16 protein-coding genes and 1 tRNA gene are annotated in these 18,165 nt (G+C 33.3%); 15 read left to right on the plus strand and 2 right to left on the minus strand.

What is annotated here, in order from left to right; translation table 11 throughout:
- Positions 1–56 precede the first annotated feature (56 nt).
- Both yihA and V6251_RS05540 read right to left on the minus strand, forming a co-directional pair.
- Positions 57–662, minus strand: a complete 606-nt coding sequence (gene yihA / locus V6251_RS05535) for a ribosome biogenesis GTP-binding protein YihA/YsxC (RefSeq protein WP_292946873.1) — start codon at positions 660–662, stop codon at positions 57–59.
- A gap of 72 nt (positions 663–734) precedes the next feature.
- A complete protein-coding gene (locus V6251_RS05540; RefSeq protein ID WP_145006095.1) occupies positions 735–1,499 on the minus strand; it encodes an alpha/beta fold hydrolase in 765 nt (254 codons plus the stop codon).
- A 279-nt stretch (positions 1,500–1,778) separates the two neighbouring features.
- Here V6251_RS05540 and mraZ point away from each other — a divergent pair, with 279 nt between their 5' ends.
- From mraZ to V6251_RS05615, 15 genes are all read left to right on the plus strand, one after another.
- On the plus strand, positions 1,779–2,249 hold the full coding sequence (gene mraZ / locus V6251_RS05545; protein ID WP_341587359.1) for a division/cell wall cluster transcriptional repressor MraZ: 471 nt from the start codon (positions 1,779–1,781) through the stop codon (positions 2,247–2,249).
- Entirely contained in the window at positions 2,233–3,132 is a 900-nt protein-coding gene (gene rsmH / locus V6251_RS05550; protein WP_341587360.1) for a 16S rRNA (cytosine(1402)-N(4))-methyltransferase RsmH, read from the plus strand. Before mraZ ends, rsmH begins: the two co-directional genes overlap by 17 nt.
- A 2-nt stretch (positions 3,133–3,134) precedes the next feature.
- Positions 3,135–3,452 (plus strand): FtsL-like putative cell division protein, encoded by a 318-nt coding sequence (locus V6251_RS05555; RefSeq protein ID WP_145006103.1) that lies wholly within the window; start codon positions 3,135–3,137, stop codon positions 3,450–3,452.
- Between the two features lie 62 nt (positions 3,453–3,514).
- Entirely contained in the window at positions 3,515–5,467 is a 1,953-nt protein-coding gene (locus V6251_RS05560; RefSeq protein ID WP_341587439.1) for a penicillin-binding protein, read from the plus strand.
- Positions 5,464–6,927 (plus strand): UDP-N-acetylmuramoyl-L-alanyl-D-glutamate--2,6-diaminopimelate ligase, encoded by a 1,464-nt coding sequence (locus tag V6251_RS05565; protein WP_341587361.1) that lies wholly within the window; start codon positions 5,464–5,466, stop codon positions 6,925–6,927. The genes V6251_RS05560 and V6251_RS05565 overlap by 4 nt, the downstream gene beginning before the upstream one ends.
- 65 nt (positions 6,928–6,992) lie before the next feature.
- A complete protein-coding gene (gene mraY, locus V6251_RS05570) occupies positions 6,993–8,225 on the plus strand; it encodes a phospho-N-acetylmuramoyl-pentapeptide-transferase (RefSeq protein WP_341587362.1) in 1,233 nt (410 codons plus the stop codon).
- 43 nt (positions 8,226–8,268) lie between these two features.
- Positions 8,269–9,606, plus strand: coding sequence for a UDP-N-acetylmuramoyl-L-alanine--D-glutamate ligase (gene murD / locus V6251_RS05575; RefSeq protein ID WP_341587363.1), 1,338 nt, complete (start codon positions 8,269–8,271; stop codon positions 9,604–9,606).
- 45 nt (positions 9,607–9,651) lie between these two features.
- The gene (locus V6251_RS05580; RefSeq protein WP_341587364.1) at positions 9,652–10,860 is read left to right on the plus strand and encodes an FtsW/RodA/SpoVE family cell cycle protein; all 1,209 of its coding nucleotides are present in this window, start codon (positions 9,652–9,654) and stop codon (positions 10,858–10,860) included.
- A 53-nt stretch (positions 10,861–10,913) separates the two neighbouring features.
- Complete coding sequence (gene murG, locus V6251_RS05585) at positions 10,914–12,020, plus strand: undecaprenyldiphospho-muramoylpentapeptide beta-N-acetylglucosaminyltransferase (protein ID WP_341587365.1); 1,107 nt, start codon at positions 10,914–10,916, stop codon at positions 12,018–12,020.
- On the plus strand, positions 12,020–13,372 hold the full coding sequence (murC, locus tag V6251_RS05590; protein ID WP_341587366.1) for a UDP-N-acetylmuramate--L-alanine ligase: 1,353 nt from the start codon (positions 12,020–12,022) through the stop codon (positions 13,370–13,372). The genes murG and murC overlap by 1 nt, the downstream gene beginning before the upstream one ends.
- The gene (locus V6251_RS05595) at positions 13,362–14,081 is read left to right on the plus strand and encodes a cell division protein FtsQ/DivIB (protein ID WP_145006118.1); all 720 of its coding nucleotides are present in this window, start codon (positions 13,362–13,364) and stop codon (positions 14,079–14,081) included. The genes murC and V6251_RS05595 overlap by 11 nt, the downstream gene beginning before the upstream one ends.
- Positions 14,082–14,084: 3 nt before the next feature.
- Positions 14,085–15,410 (plus strand): cell division protein FtsA, encoded by a 1,326-nt coding sequence (ftsA, locus tag V6251_RS05600; protein WP_341587367.1) that lies wholly within the window; start codon positions 14,085–14,087, stop codon positions 15,408–15,410.
- 71 nt (positions 15,411–15,481) lie between these two features.
- The gene (gene ftsZ, locus V6251_RS05605; protein ID WP_341587368.1) at positions 15,482–17,455 is read left to right on the plus strand and encodes a cell division protein FtsZ; all 1,974 of its coding nucleotides are present in this window, start codon (positions 15,482–15,484) and stop codon (positions 17,453–17,455) included.
- 152 nt (positions 17,456–17,607) lie between these two features.
- Positions 17,608–18,057 carry a GatB/YqeY domain-containing protein gene (locus tag V6251_RS05610; RefSeq protein ID WP_341587369.1) on the plus strand — a complete coding sequence of 150 codons (450 nt, stop codon included), beginning with the start codon at positions 17,608–17,610 and terminating at the stop codon, positions 18,055–18,057.
- Positions 18,058–18,067: 10 nt separating this feature from the next.
- Positions 18,068–18,141: transfer RNA gene (locus tag V6251_RS05615), tRNA-Arg, on the plus strand.
- The last annotated feature ends 24 nt before the right edge of the window (positions 18,142–18,165 follow it).

Raw genomic sequence — 18,165 nt, forward strand, 5'->3', positions numbered from 1 at the left:
AATAGCGAGTTTTTTTGTTTGTTATAATTTTAAGTTGGTAACGTTTTTGGCGGATACTATTCAATTATGATGTTTTCATTTAATCCATCAATGTAGTTTAGTACGTCATCTTTGCCAATGTCTTTACTAGAAGATGTTATAAAGTAATTTGGCATTTCTTCCCAAGTTTCTAACAGTATTGTTTTGTAGTCTTCAACGTGGTTTTCAATAGCTTTTGGTTTTAACTTATCTGCTTTTGTAAAAATGATAGAAAAAGGTATTCCGCTTTCTCCTAAATATTGCATAAATTCTTGATCTATAGGCTGTGGTTTATGTCTAATATCTACAAGTACAAATGCAGTTACTAATTGCTCTCGGTTTTCAAAATAATGTGTTATAAATTTTTGAAAAACCTTCTTTGTGCTCTTGGATACTTTAGCATAACCATAACCTGGTAAGTCAACTAAAAACCAATCTTTATTTATTATAAAATGGTTGATTAGTTGGGTTTTTCCTGGTCTTCCAGATGTTTTAGCTAGACTTTTTCTGCTTGTAAGCATATTGATTAAAGACGACTTTCCAACGTTACTTCTACCAATAAAAGCATATTCTGGTATGCGATCTTTAGGACACTTTGAAGCATCAGAATTACTGGTTACAAACTCGGCAGATTTAATATGCATGTATTACTAGTGTTTTGATTTCGGTTAAACCGAAAATCTTATATTAAGTTATATTGTAAGACTGGTAAGATATTAAATATCACGTTTTTTAAACCAATCAAATAATATTTGATTAAAAGTTTCTGGATGTTCCATCATCGCAGCATGACCACATTTTTCGATCCAAAATAAATCAGAGTCAGGAAGTAATAAATTAAATTCTTCTGCAACTTCTGGTGGTGTAACGCCATCATTTCTACCCCAAATTATACAAGTCGGAACAGTCATTTTAGGTAAGTCTTTAGCCATATTATGTCTAATGGCACTTTTTGCGATAGCTAAAGTTTTAATAAGTTTATTTCGGTCGTTAACGGTTTCATAAACTTCGTCTACTATTTCTTTTGTGGCTACTGCAGGATCGTAAAACACCTCTTGCGCTTTCTTTTTAATTACCTCGTAATCACTTCGCTTAGTGTATCCTCCACCCATTGCGCTTTCGTACAATCCAGAGCTACCAGTTATTACTAAAGCTTTTACCTTGTCAGGATGCATTTTTGTGTGATATAAGCCAATGTGTCCTCCTAATGAGTTACCTAGCAAAATGACGTTATCAAGTTCTTTAAAAGCTATAAAATCGTATAAGTATTTAGCAAATGCTTTGACATTTGTTTTAAGTAAGGACATGCTATAAATAGGCAGTTCTGGGATAATTACTTTGTACCCATTTGTGCTAAAAAAAGTGGTCACAGCATCAAAATTACTTAAACCTCCCATTAGTCCGTGAAGTACAATTATTGGTTGTCCTTCACCAACTTCAATATAGTTGAATTTTCCTTCTTTTTTAAGTATACGCGTCATTAATGGCTAGTAGTTTACATCAAAAGCAAATATAACTAATTCATTTAAAAAACAGACATTTTAATCATTTACTTAAGTGTTATTCGTGTTAATAAAATGCAAAATTTCCCACCTAAGATTTAGGCTTGGTTTGTTGACTTTGTTTAAGCTTGGACTTGATTTGTCTCTTAAAAGGTGTTAAAATTGGAATACTTATCAACAAAGTGGTAAAATGTGGTAAAATGTGGTAAAATTTTCAATATATTTGATTTTTACAAATTCTGACAATTAAAAACGGTTGTGAACTCATTAATAGGAACATACGAATGTAAAGTAGACGCAAAAGGAAGGCTTATGCTACCTGCTGCGCTGAAAAAACAGTTGGCTCCTGAGTTGCAAAATGGCTTTGTTTTAAAACGTGCAGTGTTTCAGGAATGTTTGGAGTTGTATCCAATGCAAGAATGGAATACTTTAATGCAAAAAGTGAACAAACTTAATCGTTTTAAAAAGAAAAACAATGACTTTATCCGCAGGTTTACTGCTGGAGTAAAAATTGTTGAAGTCGATGCTAACGGTCGTTTGCTAATACCAAAAGATTTAGTTGCGTTTGCATCTATTGCTAAAGATATCGTGATGTCTTCAGCGGTTAATATTGTAGAAATTTGGGATAAAACGAAGTATGAAAAAGCTATTGATGATGCAGCAGATGATTTTGCTGATTTAGCTGAAGAGGTAATGGGTCAAGATGAAGAGTATGACAGCATATCATAATCCAGTATTATTAAACGAAACAGTAAATGGTTTGGCTATTAAGCCAGACGGAATTTACGTGGATGTTACTTTTGGAGGTGGTGGACACAGTAAAGAGATTTTAAGTCGCTTGGGTGAAAACGGAAAGCTATATGCTTTTGATCAAGATGTTGATGCATTAGAAAATGCAATCGATGATCCACGATTTACTTTAATACATGAAAACTTTAGATATATCAAACGTTTTTTGCGTTTTCATGGTGTAAAACAAGTGGATGGCATTTTGGCTGATTTTGGTGTGTCATCACATCAATTTGATGTTGCTTCTAGAGGGTTTTCGACGCGTTTTGAAGCAGATTTGGATATGAGAATGAATCAAAATGATACTTTGTCTGCGTTTCATGTAATTAATGAGTATGATGAGGAGCAGTTAAAACAAGTGCTATCGCAATATGGAGAGCTTCGTGCTGCACCAGCAATGGCAGGTTTAATTGTAGAGCATCGTAAAAACCAAATAATTAAAACTAGTGATCAGCTTAAAAAGGTGTTACAAAGATTTTTGTCGCCTAAGCATGAAAACAAAATATTAGCTCAGATTTATCAAGCAATCAGGATTGAAGTAAATCAAGAGATAGAGGCTTTAAAAGAATTTTTACAACAAACACCTGAGGTTTTAAAGTCAGAGGGTCGTTTAAGTTTGATTTCTTATCACTCCTTAGAAGATAGATTGGTAAAACGATTTATTAGAAATGGATTATTTGAAGGAGAGCCAGAGCGTGATGTTTTTGGTCGTTTTGAAGTGCCATTAAAAAAAGTTGGAGGATTAATAATCCCAACTAAAGAAGAAATTAAAATTAACAACAGAGCGCGAAGTGCAAAGTTGCGTATTGCTGAAAAGATATAACATTGAAAAAAAGTATCTATAGCATATTAAGAGGGACTTTTTTAGTCAGCGAAGATTCATTTAAAAACTGGAAGCTTATCATATTTCTTTCGGTTTTAGCAATAGTAATGATTGCAAGTTCGCATAGTCTAGATAAAAAAGTTCATCAAATTGCAAAGCTTAACAATCAAGTTAAAGAGTTGCGATCCGAGTTGTATGATGGAAGAACCAAACTTATGCAGTTAAAAATGGAGTCTTCTGTTGTAAAAAAAATGAAAGAAAAAGGTTTGGCGCCTTCTGTTATTCCGCCAAAAAAAATAATTGTTAAACCGCAAACTTAGTTCCACTCGTGGCAGTAAACGAAAAGAACATATTAAACAAATTATATTTTGTCGCAGGATGTATGTTCATCTTTGGGCTGCTTGTGGTTGGAAAATTGTTAACCATTCAGGTTGTGCAAGGTGATAAGTATAGGGCTTTGGCAGATAAGCGTGCTATTAAGGACGTTGTTATTCCAGCAAACAGAGGTAACGTTTATTCTGCAGATGGTAGTTTGTTGGCAACATCAATACCTAAGTATGATATCTTGTTTGATGCCATTACACCTTCAGACAAAAACTTTAAAGCTAACTTAAAACCATTAAGTGATGCCTTATCAAACTATACAGGTAAACCTTCAAGTTTTTATCAAAAAGAATTAGGAAAAGCTAGAGCTAATAAAAATCGTTATTTTTTATTAGCTAGAAATATTGGCTACTCGGAGTATTTGAAATTTAGAGAATTTCCTTTATTAAAATTAGGAGCTTTTAAAGGTGGTTTAATAGTAGAACAGAAAGTTAAAAGAGAACATCCGTTGGGTGAAGTTGCGCAAAGGACTATTGGTTATGAGCGTACTGATGACGAAGGTAATGTGACTAGAGCAGGTATTGATGGTGCTTTTGGTGTCGATTATTTAAGAGGAAAAGATGGTAAGCGTCTAAAACAAAAAATAGGTAAAGGACAATGGAAACCTATTTTAGATTACGATCAAGTAGAGCCTAAAGATGGGTTTGATGTGTATACTACTATTGATGTTAATATACAAGATATTGCGCATCATGCATTACTGGAGCAATTAGAGTTGTATCAAGCAGAGCATGGAACAGTTGTGGTGATGGAAGTTGAAACAGGTGAAATTAGAGCTATTTCAAATTTAGGTAAAACAGCATCAGGTCATTATTGGGAAAAAAGAAACTATGCGGTTTACGAAGCGCATGAGCCTGGATCTACTTTTAAGCTTATGGCTTTAATGGCTGCTCTGGAAGATAACAAAATTGATACGTCAGATGTTATTGATACGGGAAATGGTTATAAGGTGTTTTATGGTAGAGGTATAAAAGATTCTCATGGTAATGGAAAGATATCTGCAGCCAGAGCATTTGAAGTGTCCTCTAATATTGGGATAGCAACAATTGTAGATAATGCTTATGCAAAAGATCCAAACCGTTTTATAGATATTTTAAGTAACTGGAATTTAGATAAAAAATTAGGGATTTCTATAAAAGGTGAAGGGCAACCAATGATTCCTAGACCAGGAGATGGTAAATGGAGTCGTAACGCTTTACCGTCTATTGCTTATGGTTATAATCTTAAAATCACACCTTTACAAACTTTAACATTTTATAATGCTGTTGCAAATAATGGTGTTATGGTTAAACCAAGATTTATTAGAGAGGTAAGGGATTTAAATAAGCAAATAGAGGTTTTTGATAAAACTATTATCAATGAAAAAATATGTTCAGACAAGACCTTACGCGCAGCTCAAGAAATGCTTAAAAATGTGGTTGTAAAAGGGACAGGTAGATCATTGTACTCGGACTATTTTTCTATGTGTGGTAAAACAGGAACTGCAAGGGTAGAATATTGGATGGATGATTGGGCAAAAAATCCACGTTACATTTCTTCGTTTGCTGGATATTTTCCAGTGGACAAACCTAAATATTCGTGTATTGTAGTGATCCATAAGCCTAGTGTTAAAAAAGGATTTTATGGTGCTGATGTTTCTGGTCCAGTGTTTAAAAAAATAGCTCAAAAAATATTTACAGATACGCCATTAATTGATCAAGTAGCATCACTAAATGTTAAGGATGTAAAAGTAGAGAAAGAGTATGAAAGCTATTATAAAATAGCAAATACTTATAAAACAATTATGCCAGATGTAACAGGATTACCTGTTATGGATGCTATGGCTTTGTTAGAAAACATGAACGTAAAAGTAAATGTTAAATGTCAAGGTCAAGGGACTGTAAAAAGTCAGTCAGTTAATAAAAACACCAAATTAAAAGATAATCAAACTATAGTTTTAGAGGCCTCGTGATTTCATTAAAAGACATATTATATAAAGTAACGCTAGATGCAGTTGTAGGAAGTACAAATATCTTAGTGCGCAATATTCATTTTAATTCTCGTAATGTAGCAATTAACGATGTTTTTGTGGCTGTCAAAGGTAGTCTTACAGATGGACATCAGTATATTGAAAGTGCAATCCAACAAGGCGCAATAGCTGTTGTTTGTGAAGAGTTTCCAAGTGTGACTAAAGCTGGAGTTACTTATGTTAAAGTGGATGACTCAAGTGCAGCTTTAGCAATAATGGCTTCAAATTTTTATGGTAATCCTTCAGATAACTTAAAGTTAGTTGGTGTAACAGGTACCAATGGAAAAACCACGATTGCCTCGCTTTTGTATCAATTGTTTAAAAAAGCAGGATATAAAGTTGGTTTGCTTTCAACAGTAAAAATTATGGTGGATAATCAGGAGTTTTCTGCAACGCATACTACACCAGATTCTTTAACTATCAATAGGTACTTAAAGCAAATGAATGATGAAGGTGTTGAGTTTTGCTTTATGGAAGTCAGTTCTCATGGAATACATCAAAATAGAACATTAGGATTAACGTTTGAAGGCGGAATATTTACAAACCTTTCTCATGATCATTTGGACTATCACGATACGTTTGCTGAATATAGAGATGTTAAAAAAAGATTTTTTGACGAATTGCCTAAAACAGCATTTGCATTAACAAATGGTGATGATAAAAACGGAAGTGTAATGCTTCAAAACACTAAAGCAAAACAATATACTTACGCTTTAAAAAGTTTTGCAGATTATAAGGCTCAGATTTTAGAAAATCAGTTTAATGGTTTGTTATTAAAGCTTAATGATAATGAGGTTTGGGTTAGACTAATCGGGAACTTTAATGCTTATAATATCCTGGCAATTTTTGCTACTGCAGAACTTTTAGGATTGGAAAAAGAAGAAACTTTAAGGTTGATAAGTGAGTTAGAGAGTGTAAGCGGACGTTTTCAATTTTTAATTTCTGACCAAAAAATAACTGCAATTGTAGATTATGCTCATACACCAGATGCATTACAAAATGTTTTAGAAACTATTAACGATATCAGAACCAAAAATGAAGATGTAATTACTGTGGTTGGTTGTGGTGGAGATAGGGATAAAACTAAGCGTCCCAAAATGGGTCACATAGCTTCAGCGCTTAGTACTAAAGTTATTTTTACAAGTGATAATCCGCGTACAGAAGTGCCAGAAGTTATTATTGAAGATATTGAAAAGGGTGTCGAGCCTCAAAACTTTAAAAAAACAATGTCAATTGTGGATAGAAAACAAGCTATTAAAACAGCTTGTCAGTTAGCAAACCCTAACGATATTATTTTAATAGCAGGTAAAGGACATGAAACCTATCAAGAGGTAAATGGAAAACGCCATGATTTTGACGATTTTAAAATAGTTCAGGATTTTTTAAAACAATTACAAAAATAATAATTGAAGTTAAGCTAAACGTAACACCATTTAAAACGGTTTAGCTAAATAAAAAAGCAATATAAATGTTATACTACTTATTTGAATTTTTAGAAAAAAACTACCAATTTCCTGGTGCTAGTGTGTTTCAATTTATCACATTTAGGGCAGCTCTGGCTATTATTTTATCATTGTTATTTTCTACAATATTTGGTAAGCGTATTATTGTAGCGCTACAAAAAAAGCAAGTAGGAGAGTCGGTTAGAGATTTAGGTTTAGATGGACAGTTAGAAAAAGCAGGCACACCAACAATGGGTGGGATTATTATAATTCTAGCTACGTTATTGCCTGTACTATTACTAGCTAGATTGGATAATATATATGTCATCATGTTAATTGTAACCATGTTATGGATGGGAGCAGTTGGATTTACAGATGACTATATAAAAGTGTTTAAAAAAGATAAAAAAGGCCTTAGCGGAAAGTTTAAAGTGTTAGGGCAAGTGGGTTTAGGGTTATTTGTTGGTTCGATAATGTATTTCCATCCAGGAATTACTATCAAAACAGAAAAAGTTAATCCAGTTTTTGAAACAGAATTAATAACTCAAAGTTCTGAAAGAGAATTTAATGTGGAGGAGCAGTCGCTAAAAACAACCATTCCTTTTGTAAAAGATAATGAGTTTGATTATTCAAATTTGGTGACGTGGATGGGAGAAGATTATGCTAAATATGCATGGTTGGTGTTTATACCAATAGTAATATTTATAATCACAGCAGTTTCTAATGGTGCTAATTTAACGGATGGCATCGATGGGTTAGCAGCAGGTAGTTCGGCAATTATAGTCTTTGTACTAGCAATATTTGCTTTTATCTCTGGTAACATCGTTTTTTCAGATTATCTCAATGTTATGTTTATACCACGACTGGGTGAAATGGTTGTGTTTATAGCTGCTTTTGTCGGAGCATTAATCGGGTTTTTATGGTACAATACATATCCTGCTCAAGTATTTATGGGAGACACAGGTAGTTTGACAATAGGTGGTGTTATCGCTGTAATAGCAATAGCAGTAAGAAAAGAGTTGTTGATTCCTGTGTTATGCGGAATCTTTTTCGCTGAATCTTTGTCTGTAATTTTACAAGTTAGTTATTTCAAATTTACACGTAAAAAATATGGAGAAGGACGACGCATATTTTTAATGTCTCCTTTGCATCATCACTATCAAAAAAAGGGCTATCACGAAAGTAAAATAGTAACTCGCTTTTGGATTGTTGGAATTTTTCTTGCAATACTGTCGATAGTAACATTAAAGTTAAGATAAAAGCTAAGACTTAAATTAATAAAGTCTATACGTTAAAATATAAATGAAAAAACAAAAACTAGTCATATTAGGAGGTGGAGAAAGTGGTGTTGGTACAGCGCTTTTAGGAAAGGCAAATGACTACGCAGTATTTGTTTCTGATAAAGGAAAAATAAAAGAAAAGTACAAGCAAGTTCTTATATATAATGAGATTGAATGGGAGGAAGAGCAGCATTCAGATAATAAAATTTTAGAAGCTGATCTTGTTATGAAAAGCCCAGGAATTCCTGAAAAAGTGGCAATAGTTAAAGCACTTATTAATAAAGGAGTGCCTGTAATTTCAGAAATCGAGTTTGCAACTCAATTTACCAACGCAACCATTGTGGCTATAACAGGTAGTAATGGTAAAACAACAACAGCTATGTTAACACATCATGTGTTAAAACAAGAGTTGGACGTTGGGTTGGCAGGTAATATTGGAGATAGTTTTGCAAAACAAGTTTTGGAACATAATTACAAAAATTATGTTTTAGAGATTAGTAGCTTTCAATTAGATGGTTGCATCAATTTTAAGCCAAATATTGCAGTAATTACCAATATAGTTCCAGATCATTTGGATAGATATGATTATAAGTTTGAAAATTATATCGCTTCAAAATTTAAGATTACCCAAAATCAAACAAAAGAAGATTACTTAATATATGATGCAGATGATGAGGTGATTTTGCAGTATATAAATAACAATAACATTCAAGCTACATTATTACCGTTTTCGTTAACTAAAACAATAGAAAATGGTGCGTATTTGGATCAAGACAACATTATAATAACAATTGATAATAATCAGATAATTATGCCAACAAAAAATATCGCTCTAGAAGGAAAACACAATACTAAAAATGCTATGGCTGCTTCAACAGTAGCGCATTTATTACAAATTAGAAAACAAACAATACGCGAAAGTTTAGAAAATTTTCAAGGTGTTGAGCATCGTTTAGAAAATGTACTTAAAATTAATAAAGTGCAGTACATAAACGACTCTAAAGCTACCAATGTAAACGCGACTTATTTTGCTTTAGATAGCATGGAGTCTCCTACGGTATGGATTGTTGGAGGTGTAGATAAAGGGAATAATTATCAAGAATTATATCCACTTATTAACGAAAAGGTTAAGGCTATCATTTGTCTTGGTGTTGATAACGAAAAGCTGTTGGCAAGCTTTGGTAAAATGGTTGATGTTATTGTTGAAACACAGTTTATGAGTGAAGCTGTTAAAATAGCTTACAAGTTGGCAGAGGCTGGAGATAGTGTGTTGTTGTCTCCCGCATGTGCAAGCTTTGATTTATTTGAAAATTATGAAGATAGAGGTCGACAGTTTAAAGAAGCTGTAAGAAACCTTTAATATTATATCAAGTTGTTTAAAATCTAGTTAGTACTAAATAAGTAAATGCAAAACACAATAATAAATAATATAAAAGGCGATAAATTAATATGGGCAATTTCTGCGCTATTAGCTATATTTTCGTTTTTACCAGTATATAGTGCTGCAAGTAATTTGGCATATATTGGTGGAGACGGTAATACCTTTGGTTTTTTTATTAAGCATTTAATGCACTTGTTTTTAGGTTTTTCAATTATGTACGGAGTGCATAAAATCCCTTATCGTTATTTTAGGGGATTATCAATGGTCATGATGCCTATTGTATTTGTATTGTTAATTTTAACAATTCTTCAAGGGACTACGATTGATGGTGCCAATGCTAGTCGTTGGATAAGGATTCCGTTTGTAAATATGTCATTTCAAACATCAACGTTGGCAGCTGTTGTTTTAATGGTGTACATTGCTAGGTACCTGTCTAAAATTAAAGATAAAACAATAACTTTTAAAGAGTCTGTTTTACCCTTATGGGTTCCAATTTTTATAATTTTGGCATTGATATTGCCATCAAACTTTTCGACTACAGCAATAATTTTTGTAATGACTAGTGCTTTGTTGTTTTTAGGAGGTTATCCTCTTAGATATTTAATAGCAATGGGTTTTGCAGGTATCGTTGGGTTAACCATGTTTATATTGGTGGCTAAAGCATTTCCAGATGCAATGCCAAATCGTGTTGATACATGGATGAGTAGGATTGACAGTTTTTTTAATGGTGAAGATTCAGAAGAAGATTATCAAATAGAAAAAGCTAAAATTGCAATAGCCTCAGGAGGTATCGTAGGTGTTGGTTCAGGAAAAAGTATTCAAAAAAACTTTTTACCTCAATCCTCTTCCGATTTTATTTACGCCATTATTGTTGAAGAATATGGTTTAATTGGTGGATTAGCATTGATGATTTTATACATGTGGTTATTATTTAGAATTATAATTGTTGCACAAAAAGCCGATACCGTTTTTGGAAAATTATTAGTGCTAGGAGTTGGTTTGCCTATCATTTTTCAGGCTATGATTAATATGGCTGTGGCTGTAGAGTTGTTTCCTGTAACAGGGCAAACATTACCATTGGTTAGTAGTGGAGGAACAAGTATATGGATGACGTGTTTGGCAATAGGAATAATTTTAAGTGTAAGTGCAAAACGAGAAGAAATTATAAAAAAAGAAAAAGATTCTGATGACACAAATCCGTTAGATATCTTATCGGAAACATTAGAAGATTAATTTTAAAAAAATATAGGCTAAATCTATTTTCAATACGTAGTTTAAAAAGTAAAGTGAGTAATACAAATAAAGCATATAAGATAATTTTATCAGGTGGAGGCACAGGAGGCCATATCTATCCTGCAATTGCAATTGCTAACGAGTTGAAGTTGCGCTATCCAGAATCAGAATTCTTATTTGTTGGTGCAAAAGATAGAATGGAGATGGAGAAGGTGCCACAAGCTGGCTACCAAATTAAAGGATTATGGATTACAGGAATTCAGCGTCAATTAACGCTTAAAAATATGATGTTTCCATTTAAACTAATTAGTAGTTTATGGAATGCAAAAAAAATAATCAATCAATTTAAGCCAGATGTAGCTATTGGTACAGGTGGTTTTGCTAGCGGTCCATTGTTACATGTTGCTGCTTTAAAAGGCATTCCAAGCTTAATTCAAGAGCAAAATTCTTACCCAGGAATAACTAACAAATTATTGTCTAAAAAAGTAGCCAAAGTATGCGTTGCTTATAATGGTTTAGAGCGATTTTTTCCTTCAGAAAAGATTATCAAAACGGGTAATCCTGTTAGACAAGATTTATTGGATATTTCTTCTAAAAGAGCAGAAGCGATTAAGTATTTTAATTTAATTGAAGGTAAGCAAACCTTATTAGTTTTAGGCGGAAGCTTAGGTGCAAAAGCAATTAACGAGTTGATGGTTGATGAGCTTGATTTTTTACAAACACTAAACGTCCAAGTAATATGGCAATGTGGTAAGTTGTATTATCAAACGTACAAGTTATACGGTAACACAAAACATGTACAAGTCCATGAGTTTATTAATAAAATGGATTATGCATATGCTGCAGCAGATTTTATAATATCACGTGCAGGAGCAGGATCGGTAAGCGAGTTGTGTATTGTTGGAAAACCGGTTGTATTTGTGCCTTCTCCATACGTTGCAGAAGACCATCAGACTAAAAATGCAAATGCCATAGTTAAAGAAAACGCAGCACTATTAATTGCTCAAGAAGATTTAAAAGTTGACTTTAAAAATAAATTTGGACAATTAGTAGCTTCTAAAGAAAAACAAGAAGAGTTAAGTCAAAATATTAAAAAATTAGCATTAGTAAATGCAACTAAGGATATAGCTGACGAAGTTGAAAAACTATTAAATAAATAATGAACTTAAACAACATACATAACATCTATTTTATCGGTATTGGAGGTATTGGTATGTCTGCTATTGCGCGTTATTTTAATGCTAATGGTAAACAGGTTGGTGGTTATGATAAAACAAAAACAGATATTACAGATAGTTTAGTTGCTTTAGGTGTTTCTGTAACTTTCAAAGACGATATTAGTAATTTAGAATCTCATTATTTAAATCCAGAAACAACGTTAATAGTTTATACGCCTGCAGTGCCTAAAAACCATGTGCAATTAAACTATTTTTTAGATAATACATTTAAAGTGCTTAAGCGATCTGAGGTTTTAGGTTTAATTACAGAGCATTCGTTTTGTTTAGCAGTTGCTGGTACACACGGTAAAACAACTACAACAAGTATATTAGGGCATTTACTAAATGAGTGTGACGTAAAGTTAACTGCATTCTTAGGTGGTATAAGTGAGAATTATAATTCTAATCTTATATTAAATGGTGATAAAGTAAGCGTTGTAGAAGCAGATGAGTTTGATAGATCCTTCCTTACTTTAAGTCCAGATATGGCATGTATTACATCCATGGATGCAGATCATTTAGATATATATGGTGACGCTTCAGAGTTAATAAAAACGTTTGAAGATTTCACTAAAAAGCTAAAACCTAACGGTAAATTGTTTGTTAAAAACGGATTGCCATTAAATGGAATTACCTACGGTATTGAAGATAACGCAGACTATTCTGCACAAAATATAACCATTAAAGATGGTGCTTATGTTTTTGATGTTAAAACGCCAAAAACGGTAGTAAAGCAATTTAAATTTAATCTACCTGGTAGACATAATTTGTCAAATGCTTTAGTTGCTTTAGCAATGTCATTAGAGTATGGATTGCCTCAAGACCAACTAATAAAAGCATTAGCGACTTATAAAGGTGTTAAGCGCAGATTTACATATCAAATTAAGACAAATGACATCGTTTTTATAGATGACTATGCGCATCATCCAGAAGAGATAAATGCAGTACATCAAGCAGTCAGAGAGATGTATCCAAATGATAAGGTTGTTGCAGTATTTCAGCCTCATCTTTTTTCAAGAACTAAAGATTTTGCACAAGACTTTGCAAAAAGTTTAGCACAGTTTGATCAAATCTTGCTTTTAGACATCTATCCAGCAAGAGAATTACCAATAGAAGGCGTAACGTCGGACTGGTTATTAGGTATGATTGACAATAAAAACAAAAAATTAGTCACTAAACAAACAATGATTCAGCATATTAAAGCAAGTAATGCTAGAATAGTGTTGACCATTGGAGCAGGAGATATTGGTGCAGAAGTATCAAAAATTAAAACAGAATTATTAAATGAAAGCTAATTGGAGCTATATAAAAATGGGATTACTACTAGGTTTAGTAGTATTTTTGTATGCCTTCTCTTCAGCAAGAAGTGGTAAAAGATTAGTATCAAAACCTAACATAGAATTTATAGGAAATAAAAACCTATTTATCACGCATGAAGATGTTAGTAAGTTGTTAATACAAAATCAACAAAGTGTAACCAACAAGTCCAAAGAAATTTTAGATTTGAATTTGTTAGAGACAACCCTAAATGCAAATCCAATTGTCGAGTTTGCAGATGTTTACGTTAGTGTGACAGGTAAGTTAACAGCCAAAGTAAAACAAAAAACGCCTATTGCCAGAGTGGTAACAGACGCATCTTTTTATGTAGATAGCAATGGTGGCTACATGCCACTATCAAATAACTACACAGAGCGTGTACCAATGGTAACCGGTTTTGTCAATAAAAAAGATTTAGAAAAGGTTTATACCATAGCAACAAAAATTCAAGAAGACACGTTTTTGAAGACGCATGTGGTGCAAATTCATCAAAATAAAAACAGTACAATTAATCTTAAGTTAAGACAGTGTAATTTTGTAGTCAAATTAGGCAGTTTAGAACAGTTGGACAAAAAAATTAATAATCTAAAGGCTTTTTACTTAAAGGCTACAAAAGATAAAGCTTTAGATAATTACAGTATAGTAAACTTACAATTTGGTAATCAAGTTGTATGCACAAAAGCATAAGTTATGGAACAAAACATTGCAGTAGGATTAGACATAGGAACCACAAAAATTGTGGCTATGATTGGTCGTAAAAACGAATATGGTAAAGTCGAAATTTTAGGCATAGGTAAGTCTAAAAGCTTGGGTGTGCATCGTGGTGTAGTAAATAACATAACGCAAACCATACAATCTATACAGTTAGCCATCAACGAGGCAGAAGCTGCAGCAGCAACAAAAATTGAAGGTGTTACAGTAGGTATTGCAGGACAACATATTAGAAGTTTACAACATAGCGATTATATCACTAGACCAAACAGCGAGACTGTTATTGACGAGGAGGATATAGAGCGTTTAATCAATCAAGTACACAAATTGGTAATGCTACCAGGAGAAGAAATTATCCATGTGTTGCCTCAAGAATATAAAATTGACGGTCAAGCCGAAATTAAAGAGCCTATCGGTATGTATGGTGGTCGTTTAGAGGCCAACTTTCATGTTGTAGTAGGTCAAGTATCTTCTATCCGAAACATAGGACGATGCGTGCAAAGTGCAGGATTAGCATTAGAAGGAATTACTTTAGAGCCTCTAGCTAGTGCCAATGCAGTATTAAGTCAAGAAGAAAAAGAAGCAGGAGTAGCATTAATCGATATAGGAGGTGGTACAACAGACTTAGCTATTTTTAGAGACGGAATCATACGTCATACAGCAGTTATTCCTTTTGGAGGAAATGTAATAACAGAGGACATAAAAGAAGGTTGTTCCATTATTGAAAAACAAGCCGAACTTTTAAAAATAAAATTTGGTAGTACTTGGCCAGGAGAAAATAAAGACAATGAAATTGTCTCAATTCCAGGATTAAGAGGACGTGACCCTAAAGAGATAACTTTAAAAAACTTATCTAAAATAATCCATGCAAGAGTTGTAGAGATTATTGAGCAAGTGTACGTCGAGATCAAAAATTACGGTCACGAAGAACAAAAAAAGAAACTAATCGCAGGAATCGTTTTAACAGGAGGAGGAAGCCAGTTAAAACATTTAAAGCAACTGGTAGAATATATAACAGGTATGGATACCAGAATAGGCTATCCAAACGAGCATCTTGCAGGAGATAGTGATGACGCAATAACCAGTCCTTTATTTGCAACAGCAGTAGGATTAGTTATGGACGGATTAAAACGTCAAGACCGCAAAAAAGCAGAAGCAGTGATTGAAGAAGAAATTCAAGCACAAGAAATTGCAAACGAAGAAGTGTCAGAAGTAGAAAAAATTGAACCACCTAAAAAACAACGCAAGTCGTTTTTAGATACGTTAACAGAAAGAGTAAAAGACTTTTTGGATAACGCAGAATAATAAATATATAAGAATACTAAGCGATGTATGTATCGCTAAAAAATAATAATTGATCCAGTAAAATAGAATTTATGAGCAGCAACAACGAATTCGAAAACATAGCATTTGACTTACCAAAAAACCAATCTAATGTCATTAAAGTCATTGGTGTAGGTGGAGGAGGTAGTAATGCCATAAACCACATGTTTCTTCAAGGAATAAAAGGTGTAGATTTTGTCATTTGTAATACAGATGCACAAGCACTTCAAAACAGTGGTGTACCAAACAAAATCCAATTAGGTTTAAACTTAACAGAAGGATTAGGTGCAGGAGCAAATCCAGACGTAGGAGAGCAATCAGCTGTAGAGAGTTTTGATGATTTACAACGCATGTTAGATACTAACACAAAAATGATATTTATAACAGCCGGAATGGGTGGAGGTACTGGTACAGGTGCAGCTCCAATCATAGCAAAAATGGCTAAAGATTTAGATATCTTAACCGTTGGTATTGTAACAATGCCTTTTCAGTTTGAAGGTAAAATGCGAAATGCTCAAGCCCAAGAAGGAATTGAAAAATTACGTAAAGAAGTAGATAGTTTAGTTGTAATTAACAACAACAAACTACGTGAAGTATATGGTAACCTAGGATTTAAAGCTGGTTTTTCTAAAGCAGACGAGGTCTTATCTACTGCAGCACGTGGTATTGCAGAGGTAATTACACATCACTACACACAAAACATCGATTTACGTGATGCTAAAACAGTACTTAGTAATAGCGGAACTGCTATTATGGGATCTGCCTCAGCATCAGGTCAAAATCGTGCGCACGAAGCGATTTCTAAAGCATTAGATTCACCTTTATTAAACGATAATAAAATCACTGGAGCCAAAAACGTATTGTTGCTAATCGTTTCTGGTGCTCAAGAAATTACTATTGATGAAATTGGAGAAATCAATGACCATATTCAAAACGAAGCTGGTCATGGTGCAAATATTATAATGGGTGTTGGTGAAGATGACAATTTAGAAGAGTCAATTTCAGTAACAATTATTGCAACTGGTTTTGATGTAGAACAACAAAACGAAATTTCTAATACTGAAACTAAAAAGGTAATCCATGCATTGGAAGATGATCAAAACATGGAGCAGGATTTAAACAAAAAAGAAAAAGAGCCTGCGATAATCTTACCAAGTATTGAATTAGAAGAAAAGAAAGAAACACCTAAAGCAGTTGTACATACATTAGATTTAGAAGAAGATACGGATGACCAATTATCAGCTTTTGAAATCGCGCAAGTAAACAAGCAAAAAAGTACAACACTTAACGATCAAGATTTAGTTCAAACCACTCAGTCAATAAAAAATATCGATGTTAACTACACACAAGTTAATGCCTTAATAGACGAGACAGAAGAGTTTAATATCACTTCTTCAAGTGCTACAGTAGATCAGGTTAATCATATTGAAGAGACAGAAAAGAAACAACAAATTACCTTAAGTTTTGATATGCCATTATCAGAGCCAGAAGTAGAGCCTGTTGTGGAAGAAGAAAAACCTGTTATTATGAATTTAACAGATGAAATCAGCAACTTAGAAGTTAATGATTTTGTAGAAGTTGTTCCAGTAACAGAAAACTCGCAGTCAGGAGAAATTAGATATGCGTTAGACGACTACGATGAGCTAGAAACTAATACAACTAAAGTGTCAGAAGCTAAAGTTGAGGTTGATAAAGAAGTGGTTTTTGAGAAAAAACAAATTGAAGCTCAAGAATTAGAAGTTGATATTGATGCTGAAGTTGATCCAATGAATACTCCAATTTCTGAGTTACTAAAAAGTAGAGCAGATGAGCGTAGAAAGAAAATGAAAAATTTTAATCATAAATTCAATAGCTCAAAAATTGAAGATATAGAAAAGATTCCAGCATATAAACGTCAAGGTTTAGAGCTAGAAGACAGACAACACTCGTCAGATAATAATATTTCAAGAACATCTTTAGGTGTGGATGAAAATGACGACATACAATTAAGAAGTAATAATTCTTTTTTACATGACAATGTAGATTAATAATCAATTAGATTAATCCATTTTTTGACCCGGAAAGTTCCCTCAAGCTTTTCGGGTTTTTTGTAGCTTATCAACTAGTCATGACTTGGAGTTAGCCTACTTAAATAAATACTTTTAACTATCTTCGTAATAAATATTAAATAATACATACAATGAGTCTATCTACAGATATAATGACAGCCTTAAAAGAGGCAATGAAAAGTAAAAATACAGTTGCTTTAACAGCTTTAAGAGCAGTCAAGTCAGCTATATTATTAGCTCAGACAGAAAGTGGTGCAAAAGAAGAATTAACAGAAGAGCAAGAGCTTAAGATTTTACAAAAGCAAGTAAAACAACGTAAGGACAGTGCAGCTATATTTTTAGAACAAGGACGTGAGGATTTAGCAGCTCCAGAGTTAGCTGAGGCTGAAGTGATTTCTCAATTTTTACCAGAAGCTATGAGTGAGGAAGAGGTCGCTAAAGTTGTTGATGACGTAATAGCAAAAACAGGAGCAGAAGGCATGAAAGACATGGGTAAAGTCATGGGAATGGTTAGTGGTCAATTAGCTGGAAAAGCAGATGGTAAAACTATATCTACCATAGTTAAGGCTAAGTTGTCTTAAACATAAGTTGGGCCTCGTAGTTCAACTGGATAGAATATCAGATTTCGGCTCTGAGGGTTGGAGGTTCGAATCCTCTCGAGGTCACAATTTTAATTAAAACCAAACGCT

Source organism: Olleya sp. Ti.3.14 (genome assembly GCF_038154885.1).
Classification (GTDB): Bacteria; Bacteroidota; Bacteroidia; order Flavobacteriales; family Flavobacteriaceae; genus Olleya.

Excerpts from the sequence above, each read along its gene's own strand:
- yihA (WP_292946873.1), bottom strand. The coding sequence starts at position 662 with ATGCATATTAAATCTGCCGAGTTTGTAACCAGTAATTCTGATGCTTCA.
- V6251_RS05540 (WP_145006095.1), bottom strand. The coding sequence starts at position 1,499 with ATGACGCGTATACTTAAAAAAGAAGGAAAATTCAACTATATTGAAGTT.
- rsmH (WP_341587360.1), top strand. The coding sequence starts at position 2,233 with ATGACAGCATATCATAATCCAGTATTATTAAACGAAACAGTAAATGGT.
- V6251_RS05560 (WP_341587439.1), top strand. The coding sequence starts at position 3,515 with ATGTTCATCTTTGGGCTGCTTGTGGTTGGAAAATTGTTAACCATTCAG.
- mraY (WP_341587362.1), top strand. The coding sequence starts at position 6,993 with ATGTTATACTACTTATTTGAATTTTTAGAAAAAAACTACCAATTTCCT.
- murD (WP_341587363.1), top strand. The coding sequence starts at position 8,269 with ATGAAAAAACAAAAACTAGTCATATTAGGAGGTGGAGAAAGTGGTGTT.
- V6251_RS05580 (WP_341587364.1), top strand. The coding sequence starts at position 9,652 with ATGCAAAACACAATAATAAATAATATAAAAGGCGATAAATTAATATGG.
- murC (WP_341587366.1), top strand. The coding sequence starts at position 12,020 with ATGAACTTAAACAACATACATAACATCTATTTTATCGGTATTGGAGGT.
- V6251_RS05595 (WP_145006118.1), top strand. The coding sequence starts at position 13,362 with ATGAAAGCTAATTGGAGCTATATAAAAATGGGATTACTACTAGGTTTA.
- ftsA (WP_341587367.1), top strand. The coding sequence starts at position 14,085 with ATGGAACAAAACATTGCAGTAGGATTAGACATAGGAACCACAAAAATT.
- ftsZ (WP_341587368.1), top strand. The coding sequence starts at position 15,482 with ATGAGCAGCAACAACGAATTCGAAAACATAGCATTTGACTTACCAAAA.
- V6251_RS05610 (WP_341587369.1), top strand. The coding sequence starts at position 17,608 with ATGAGTCTATCTACAGATATAATGACAGCCTTAAAAGAGGCAATGAAA.